The sequence below is a fragment of the Streptomyces polyrhachis genome, assembly GCF_042663125.1.
In the GTDB taxonomy this organism is placed as follows: domain Bacteria; phylum Actinomycetota; class Actinomycetes; order Streptomycetales; family Streptomycetaceae; genus Streptomyces; species Streptomyces polyrhachii.
Window position 1 is genome coordinate 23,536 of sequence record NZ_JBHSZO010000051.1, and the last position, 8,642, is coordinate 32,177.

The 8,642-nt window shown below is 73.7% G+C and carries 7 protein-coding genes; 2 read left to right on the forward strand and 5 right to left on the reverse strand.

Annotated elements, in window-relative coordinates; translation table 11 throughout:
* Positions 1-14 precede the first annotated feature (14 nt).
* Complete coding sequence (locus ACFQLX_RS23640) at positions 15-2,426, forward strand: ribonucleoside-diphosphate reductase subunit alpha (protein WP_386418277.1); 2,412 nt, start codon at positions 15-17, stop codon at positions 2,424-2,426.
* Positions 2,427-2,536: 110 nt separating this feature from the next.
* Complete coding sequence (locus ACFQLX_RS23645) at positions 2,537-3,493, forward strand: ribonucleotide-diphosphate reductase subunit beta (protein WP_386418287.1); 957 nt, start codon at positions 2,537-2,539, stop codon at positions 3,491-3,493.
* A 21-nt stretch (positions 3,494-3,514) separates the two neighbouring features.
* Here ACFQLX_RS23645 and ACFQLX_RS23650 read toward each other — a convergent pair whose 3' ends face one another.
* From ACFQLX_RS23650 to ACFQLX_RS23670, 5 genes are all read right to left on the reverse strand, one after another.
* Positions 3,515-4,480, reverse strand: coding sequence for a hypothetical protein (locus tag ACFQLX_RS23650; protein WP_386418278.1), 966 nt, complete (start codon positions 4,478-4,480; stop codon positions 3,515-3,517).
* Between the two features lie 69 nt (positions 4,481-4,549).
* Entirely contained in the window at positions 4,550-5,284 is a 735-nt protein-coding gene (locus ACFQLX_RS23655; RefSeq protein WP_386418279.1) for a D-Ala-D-Ala carboxypeptidase family metallohydrolase, read from the reverse strand.
* A 176-nt stretch (positions 5,285-5,460) separates the two neighbouring features.
* A complete protein-coding gene (def, locus tag ACFQLX_RS23660) occupies positions 5,461-6,108 on the reverse strand; it encodes a peptide deformylase (RefSeq protein WP_386418281.1) in 648 nt (215 codons plus the stop codon).
* 97 nt (positions 6,109-6,205) lie between these two features.
* Positions 6,206-7,216, reverse strand: coding sequence for a tetratricopeptide repeat protein (locus tag ACFQLX_RS23665; protein ID WP_386418282.1), 1,011 nt, complete (start codon positions 7,214-7,216; stop codon positions 6,206-6,208).
* Between the two features lie 88 nt (positions 7,217-7,304).
* A complete protein-coding gene (locus ACFQLX_RS23670) occupies positions 7,305-8,621 on the reverse strand; it encodes an HD-GYP domain-containing protein (RefSeq protein WP_386418289.1) in 1,317 nt (438 codons plus the stop codon).
* Positions 8,622-8,642: the final 21 nt, after the last annotated feature.

The following is an 8,642-nucleotide window of genomic DNA, read 5'->3' on the forward strand; positions in this document are numbered from 1 at the left end:
GAGTGCACCACCGTATGACCACCGCCCCGCCCGTGGCGCCCGCCACCGTGCCCACGCAGCCCGCCCCGCCGCCCGCGCCCGACTCCGCGTCGCTGCTCGCGACACTGAGCGAACTGGCCGCCGACCTCCCCGCCGTCGACCCCGCCAGGGTCGTCGCCGCCGCCCTGCGCGGCAGCCGGTCCGACTCCGACGAGGCCGCCCTGCGCGCGCTGGCCACCGAGGCCGCCGCCGGGCTGATCGGCGAGGAGCCGCAGTACTCCCGGCTCGCCGCCCGGCTGCTCACCCTGGCCGTACGCGCCGAGGCGGCCGGCCAGGGCGCCGTCTCCTTCTCGGCCTCCATCGCCGTGGGCCACCGCGAGGGCCTGGTCGCGGACGCCACCGCCGCGTTCACCGCCCGGCACGCCGAGCGGCTGGACGCGCTGGTGGAGGAGGCCCTCGCCGAGCAACGCGACGACCGCTTCGGCTACTTCGGGCTGCGCACCGTCCACACCCGCTACCTGCTGCGCCACCCCGAGAACCGCCAGGTCATCGAGACGCCGCAGCACTTCTTCCTGCGGGTGGCCGCCGGGCTGGCCGCCGATCCGGGCGCCGCACCGGCCGAGGGCGCGGTCGAGGAGGTCGCGGAGCTGTTCCGGCTGCTGAGCACGCTGTCCTACCTGCCGTCCTCCCCCACGCTGTTCAACTCCGGCACCCGCCACCCCCAGATGTCGTCCTGCTACCTGCTGGACTCCCCGCAGGACAACCTCGACTCCATCTACGAGCGCTACCACCAGGTCGCCCGCCTCTCCAAGCACTCCGGCGGCATCGGCATCCCCTTCAGCCGGGTGCGCTCGCGCGGCTCGCTGATCCGGGGCACCAACGGGCACTCCGGCGGCATCGTGCCGTTCCTGCGCACCCTCGACTCATCCGTCGCCGCCGTCAACCAGGGCGGCAAGCGCAAGGGCGCCGCCTGCGTCTACCTGGAGCCCTGGCACGCGGACGTCGAGGAGTTCCTCGAACTGCGCGACAACACCGGTGAGGAGGCCCGGCGTACGCACAACCTGAACCTGGCGCACTGGATCCCGGACGAGTTCATGCGCCGCGTCGAGGCCGACGAGGTGTGGTCGCTCTTCTCCCCGGGGGAGGTACCGGAGCTGGTCGACCTCTACGGGGATGAGTTCGACGCGGCCTACCGGCGCGCGGAGGAGGCGGGCCGGTACGTCAGGCAGGTGCCGGCCCGCCAGCTCTACGGGCGGATGATGCGCACCCTGGCGCAGACCGGCAACGGCTGGATGACCTTCAAGGACGCCGCGAACCGGGTCTCCAACCAGACCGCCGAGCCGGGCCGCACCATCCACTCCTCCAACCTGTGCACGGAGATCCTGGAGGTCTCCGACGACGGCGAGACGGCCGTGTGCAACCTGGGCTCGGTGAACCTCGCCGAACACCTGGGCCCCGACGGGCAGGTGGACTTCGAGCGCCTGGCCCGCACGGCCCGTACCGCCGTGGTCTTCCTCGACCGGGTGGTGGACGTCAACTTCTACCCCACCGGGCAGGCCGCCTCCTCCAACGCGCGCTGGCGGCCCGTGGGCCTGGGCGTGATGGGCCTGCAGGACGTCTTCTTCCGGCTGCGGCTGCCCTTCGACTCACCCGAGGCCAGGGCCCTGTCCACGAAGATCTCCGAGTGCCTGATGCTGGCCGCCTACGACGCCTCCTGCGAGCTGGCGGAGAAGTCCGGTCCGCACCCGGCGTGGGCGCGGACCCGGGCGGCACGCGGCGTGCTGCACCCCGACCACTACCCCTCGGCGACGGTCAACTGGCCCGAGAAGTGGACCGCGTTGCGCGAGCGCGTCGCCCGCAGCGGGCTGCGCAACTCGCTGCTGCTGGCCATCGCCCCCACCGCGACGATCGCCTCCATCGCCGGGGTCTACGAGTGCATCGAGCCGCAGGTCTCCAACCTCTTCAAGCGCGAGACGCTGAGCGGGGAGTTCCTCCAGGTCAACGCCTATCTGGTGGAGGACCTCAAGGAGTTGGGGATCTGGGACGCCCAGACCCGCGAGGCACTGCGCGAGCACAGCGGCTCCGTCCAGGAACTCCCCTGGATCCCGGCTGAGTTGCGGGCGCTCTACCGCACCGCCTGGGAGCTGCCGCAGCGTGCGCTGATCGACATGGCGGCGGCCCGTACGCCCTATCTCGACCAGTCGCAGTCGCTGAACCTCTTCCTGGCCGCGCCCACCATCGGCAAGCTCAGCTCGATGTACGCCTACGCCTGGAAGTCCGGGCTGAAGACCACGTACTACCTGCGCTCGCGCCCCGCGACGCGCATCGCCCAGTCCGCGCGCGCCGCCGCCGCGCCGGCGGCCGTGCCCGTGCCCGTACCGCAGGCGGACCCCGAGGCCCTCGCCTGCTCCCTGGAGAACCCCGAGTCCTGCGAGGCATGCCAGTGACCACCGTCCCCGCTCCCACCACCGCTCCCACCACCGCTCCCGACACCGCTCCCGACCCAGCCCCCGCCAAGCACCTGCTCGACCCCGGCTTCGAGCTGACCCTGCGGCCCATGCGCTACCCGGAGTTCTACGACCGCTACCGCGACGCGATCAAGAACTCCTGGAGCGTCGAGGAGGTCGACCTCGCCACCGACGTCGCCGACCTGGCGAAGCTGACGCCGGGCGAGCGGCACCTGATCGGGCGGCTGGTGGCGTTCTTCGCGACCGGCGACTCGATCGTCTCCAACAACCTGGTGCTGACCCTCTACAAGCACATCAACTCCCCCGAGGCGCGCCTCTACCTCTCGCGCCAGCTCTTCGAGGAGGCCGTGCACGTCCAGTTCTACCTGACCCTGCTGGACACCTACCTGCCCGACCACGAGGAGCGCGCGGCGGCGTTCGCGGCGGTGGAGAACATCCCCTCCATCCGCGAGAAGGCGCGCTTCTGCTTCCGCTGGATGGACTCGGTGGAGAAGATCGACCGGCTGGAGACGCCCGCGGACCGGCGGCGCTTCCTGCTCAACCTGATCTGCTTCGCCGCCTGCATCGAGGGGCTCTTCTTCTACGGGGCCTTCGCCTACGTGTACTGGTTCCGCAGCCGGGGCCTGCTGCACGGGCTGGCCACCGGCACCAACTGGGTCTTCCGCGACGAGTCCTGCCACATGGACTTCGCCTTCCACGTGGTGGACACCGTACGGGCCGAGGAGCCGGAGCTGTTCGACGAGGAGCTGGGCGCCCAGGTCACCGCGATGCTGCGGGAGGCGGTGGAGGCGGAGCTGCTGTTCGCGCACGACCTGTGCGGCGACGGGCTGGCCGGGATGAACACCGAGTCGATGCGGCAGTACCTGGAGTGCGTGGCCGACCAGCGGCTGGTACGGCTGGGGCTGGCGCCGGTGTTCGGCTCGGAGAACCCGTTCTCCTTCCTGGAGCTGCAGAACGTCCAGGAGCTGACGAACTTCTTCGAGCGGCGCGCCTCCGCCTACCAGGTCGCCGTCGAGGGCTCCGTGGGCTTCGACGACGACTTCTGAGCCGCGCCCGCCGCTCGGATCTCACCGGGAGAGGACAGCCCGCGCCCGGGCTGTCCTCTCCCGGTGCTGCTTGTCATACCTGTCCAGCAACTCCCGCTGATCGGCGATGAGTCGGCGCTGGTAGTCGGCGTCCACCGCCGACCAGCGGGGGATCAGGCGCGTCTCCTTCTTGCACGCCACGTCGTGGACGGCGGCCTCGACCGCCTCCTTGAGCCTGGCGTCGCCGACCAGGCCCAGCTCCTCGCGGGCGGTCAGCGGGCTCTTCGTGCGGTGGCCGTGGGCCGCCATGCAGCGCGACCATTCGGCGAGGAGGCTCTTCACCCGCGGGTCCCCGTTGGCCTCCAGGGCCGCCTCCTCGGCCAGTTCGGTCAGCACCGTGGGGTCCACCCAGTCCGCCCGCGGCCGGTTGACGCGCAGCACCGCGTCGCCGTAGCAGCCGAGCACCGGCACCTCGCGGCCCGCGAACCGCGGCCCCTTCATCGCCTCGGCCGCCTCCAGCGTCCTGGGCACCTCCGCCGGGGCCAGGTCCTGGTCGCCGTGCAGGACCAGCTCCTCGTCCGCCGTCAACTCCCGCTCGCGGGGCGGGACTCCGGCCTTCGGGTCCAGGGCCCGGGGGTCGGTGTAGCCGTACTCGGCGGCCAGCACCGGGTCGTCCACGCCGTAGAGGTAGGTGTACGGGCCCACGCCGGCCGGTTTCGCCGGGCGCGACGGTACGTAGGTGAGCCCGTGGCGCCGCATGCAGTCGGCGGCCAGGCGGTCGCGGGCCCGCTCCAGAAGGCGCTGGTCGGCGTCCGTGATCCCGTAGCGGTCCAGGGGGAAGCGCAGCTTCGCCGTCAGGCTGTGGGCGGCCGCGGGCGCCGCCGTACGGGGCGCGGGGGCCGGTCGGGAGGTGTCGCGGGGCTCGGCCGCGTCCGTACAGGCGGCGAGCAGGGCCGCGGTGAGGACGAGGGCGGCGGCGCGGAGGGCGGGGCGAAGGGCGAGGCGCACCGGGTGGCTCCCTGGGGACGGGGCGGTGCGCCCACCCGGACCCGGGTGGGCGCACCGTGGACTGACCGGTCAGATACCGCAGTTGGACGCCGACCAGGCCCTGCTGGTACGGCCGTCCACATGGGTGTGGTCGCTGTGGCCGGGGTAGCCGGGGCCGAAGATGCCGCCGAAGCCGTGGTAGCGGGCCCGCTGCGCCAGGGTGCACAGCGAGGGTGAGCCCGTCAGGTCGGCCGCGTCCCCGTAGAGGTGGCGGCTGTTGGAGGCGCCGCCCACCGCGCTGTTGCAGGAGTACGAGCGGAAGCCGCTGGAGACGTTGATCGGGACGCTGCCCAGCGCCTTGCGCATCGCCTCCAGCTTCCACATGACGCGCTTGGCGTTCTCCTTGGCCGTCGCGGCACTGACCGCACCACCGGACCAGGTGGAGTTGCAGTCGTTCAGCTCGCCGTAGGTGAAGTGGATGGGTGTGCAGTCCGCGTCCTGCAGCGAGTAGAGCTTGCTGAAGGTCGCCGGGCCCGCGACACCGTCCGCGGCCAGCCCGTACGCCTGCTGGAAGCGGGTCACCGCGGCCTTGGTCGCCGGGCCGAAGTCGCCGTCGTAGGCGAGGATCTCGCCGTACGCGACGTGGCCGGCGACCCGGATCTGCAACTGGGTCACATCAGCGCCGGACGTGCCCTGGGAGAGGGTCCGGCCCCATGTATAGCACTCGTCCGCGTGCGCCGTGCCCGCGGTGGCGACTGTGCCGCCGATCGCGCCTGCGGCGACGAGCAGCACCGAGAGAAGCAGCCTGACGGTACGTCGTAACAACGCGCACCTCCGCGCCTGGGGGATGGAAGTGCGTCGAGCTTCGCGGCACGGCGGGTACACGTCAACAGGGCCTGCCGCCGCCAATGGTCTGGTCCGGCGGCGCAACCGGGGGCACACGACCGCCGCCCCGCCCGGTCGAGGTCAAGTGATCGGGCGGGGCGGCGGGTTGGCGTACCTCAGTCGTTCGGAACGACCTCGTAGCGCGGTGTGCCCTCCGCCATCTGCCGCAGGGCGTCCTTGCGGTCGCGCTTGGAGAGGCGGTCGATGTAGAGCCGGCCGTAGAGGTGGTCCGTCTCGTGCTGCAGGCAGCGGGCGAAGTAGCCCGTGCCGCGCACCGTGATGTCGTTGCCCGCGAGGTCCTGGCCGCGCACCACCGCGTAGTCGGGGCGGGCCAGCTCGGCGTAGGCGCCGGGGACCGACAGGCAGCCCTCGTTGCCGTCGTCCAGCAGCCGGCGCTCGGCCGGCAGCTCCTCCAGCACCGGGTTGCACACCGCGCCGACGTGGCGCACGCCCTCGTCGTCGGGGCAGTCGTAGACGAAGACCTTCAGGTCCACGCCGATCTGGTTGGCGGCCAGGCCCACGCCCTCGGCGGCCCGCTGGCTGGCGAACATGTCGTCCACCAGCGCCGCCAGCTCCGCGTCGAAGACCGTCACGTCCCGGCACTCGCGGTGCAGCACCGGATTGCCCACGACCGTGATGGGGCGGGCCGTGCCGCGCTCGCGGAAGGCGGCCTCCCGCTCCTCGGCGTCCGTGACGTCGTCGACGTACACCACCTCGCCGGCCGCCTCTGCCGAGGGGTCGTCCACCTGAGCGTGCTGAGTCATCGTCCGTCCTACGCCTTCCGGGTCATCGTGGTTGCGGGCCCAAGCCTACGCGGCGGGTCCGACAGCCCGTGCCCGGTGCCGGTCGGACCCCCGCCGGCTACCCGACCTCTTCCAGATCCCGCCAGTCCCGGCTGTCCGGGCTGTCCGCCGCCCAGCTGTCCAGCAGCCCCCGCACCAGGGTGGCGGGCGCCGCCAGGCCGCACTCGCGCTCGGGCACCCAGAGGCTGTCCATGCGGTGCACCAGCGGGCCCGGCCGGCCGGGCTCGCTGTGGTCGTGCGGGTCGAGGAGCCCGGCGCCGCCCTCGGCGGCCGGCATCCGGCTCTCCGAGCAGGTCCGGCACAGGAGCCGCACGGAGGAGGACCAGTCCTCCGCCGCGTAGCCGGCCTCCGCCGCGAGGTCCTCCAGCGCGTCGCGGTCGGCCTCCGTGGCGGCCTCCAGCAGGACGACCCAGGTGGGCGTCGGGGAGGGCGCCCACAGCTCTATCTCGTCGAAGACGGGGTAGGCGTAGCCGGCGCCCGTCCCGCTCACCGTGCGCTCCCCGTGCGGGACGCCGTCGTGCAGGACGACCTCGCCCCAGCGGCGCCCCGAGGAGGGCAGCGGGATGCTCTGCACCTCGATGCGGGCCGGGTCCAGGCGCCGTCCCCAGACGACCTCCGCCTCGCCCTCCGGGGAGAGCCGCACCGCCGCGCTGCCCAGCTCCATCCCCAGCGGCTCGGCCGTCGCGAGCTGCGCCGGGTCGCGGCCGGGGCTCTCCGAGCCGGGCACCCGCAGCCCGTACGCCTGCCAGGCCCGGCGGGCCAGCGGCCAGTCCTGCAGCGCGGTGGCGGCGATGCCGACGTTCCACCAGTCGGGCGAGCCCACCGCGCGGTCCAGCAGCGCGACGGCCCGCAGCCCGGCGGCGCGCGCCTGCTCCCAGTCGTGGCGGAACTTGTGCAGCAGCGCCAGGTTGAACCACGACTCCGCCAGCCACGGCTCCAGATCCGCCGCGCGCGTGAGCAACGCGCCCGCGTCCTCGTAGCGCCCGTCGCCGATCAGCGTGAAAGCACGGTCGGTCGCCTGCCGCCACGAGGCGGAGGGCCGATGCCGTCCTTTGCCGAATATCCTCACGATTCGCATCCAACCATGCCGTGCCTGACCCGCGCTTCCCGGAGCGTCCACCGGCCCCGCGGCCCGCGCCCCCCACCGCTCCACACCCTCATCCCCCGTCTCCCCCGCCACCTGCGGCCGTGCTGCCCTGCGGCGCCCAGCCGCCCCCGTACGGAACGCTCCCCCGGGCCAATACCCCGTGCAGTGCCGCCACCACCCTCGGGTCGTACTCCTCGGCGGTGTCGAGCCGCAGCCGCTCCAGCGCCTGCAGCGGCCCCTGCACGCTGCTGCTGCCCACCGCCAGGTCGTCGTAGTCATTGGCCGCCCGTACGATACGGGCCGCCAGCGGCTGCTCCCGATAGGGCTCCGCCTGGCGCTCCACGATCTGCGCGACCGGCGTCCCCACGCCCGTCTGGCGCACCACCGCCGCCCCCAGCAGCGCGATGCGCCGCCGCTGGACCGCCCGCAGCGGCTGGGTGGCGCCGTCGGCCACCGGGTCGACCAGGGAGAGCTGCCCGATGTCGTGCATCAGCGCCGCCTGCTCCAGCAGGTCCAACTCCACCTCCGTCAGCCCCAGTTCGCGCCCCACCCCCCGGCTCAGGCCCGCCACCCGGCGGGCGTGCCCGGGGCGGGTGTAGCCGGCGATCTCGGTGGCGCGGGCGAGGGAGGCGATGGTCTGGCGGTACGTGGTGCGCACGGTCTCGTAGCGGCGGAAGGACAGCTGCGTCAGCAGCAGCGGCAGGCTGAAGACGGGCAGCGCCCACAGCCCGGCCACCGCCGTGGCCAGCGCCATCACCGCGCCGGTCGCCACCATCGCCGAGCCGATGCCCACCAGCGCCCGCAGCTCGTCGCGCAGCAGCGGCACGAACGGCCAGCCCGTGCGGGCGCGCGCCAGCACCGCCCCCAGCACCGCGTCGCAGAGCGCGGCCAGGGCCAGGACGGCGACGAGCACGAGGGCGTAGCCGGGGCCGCGCCCGCCGGTGAGGCGGCCCAGCGTGCCGGTGGTGAACAGCGGCTGGAAGCAGGTCGCCGCGAAGGCGGTGACGAGCACGCGGCGCGCCAACTGGTCGGCGAGGGGCGGCCCGTGGCCGCGCGCGATGCGCGGCACGCTGCCCAGCAGGGTGGCGATGGCGACGACCGCGACGATCTGCGGCACCGCCTGCGCGGCGGCGCCGAAGGACCGCAGCCCGGCCGACTCGCCCAGCAGCGCGTACGCCAGCGCGCCCGCCGTCGCCAGGGGCGCCGTGAGGCGCTCGCGGGCGCGGGAGGCGGCCAGCTCGCCCAGGGCGATGACGGCGGCGAAGGCGGCGGCCGAGGCGGGCTGGCGCAGCCCGTACCACAGCGTCCAGCACAGGCCGAGCGCGGCGAGCAGCGGCGCGGCGGCACAGGCGGCGACGACGGTGGCGGGCGGGCGCGGGCGTACCAGGCGCGGGGTGACGGCGCCGGG

Bases quoted from the DNA above. Each gene is read 5' to 3' on its own strand.
- ACFQLX_RS23645 (WP_386418287.1), top strand. From the start codon at position 2,537: ATGCGCTACCCGGAGTTCTACGACCGCTACCGCGACGCGATCAAGAAC.
- ACFQLX_RS23640 (WP_386418277.1), top strand. From the start codon at position 15: ATGACCACCGCCCCGCCCGTGGCGCCCGCCACCGTGCCCACGCAGCCC.
- def (WP_386418281.1), bottom strand. From the start codon at position 6,108: ATGACTCAGCACGCTCAGGTGGACGACCCCTCGGCAGAGGCGGCCGGC.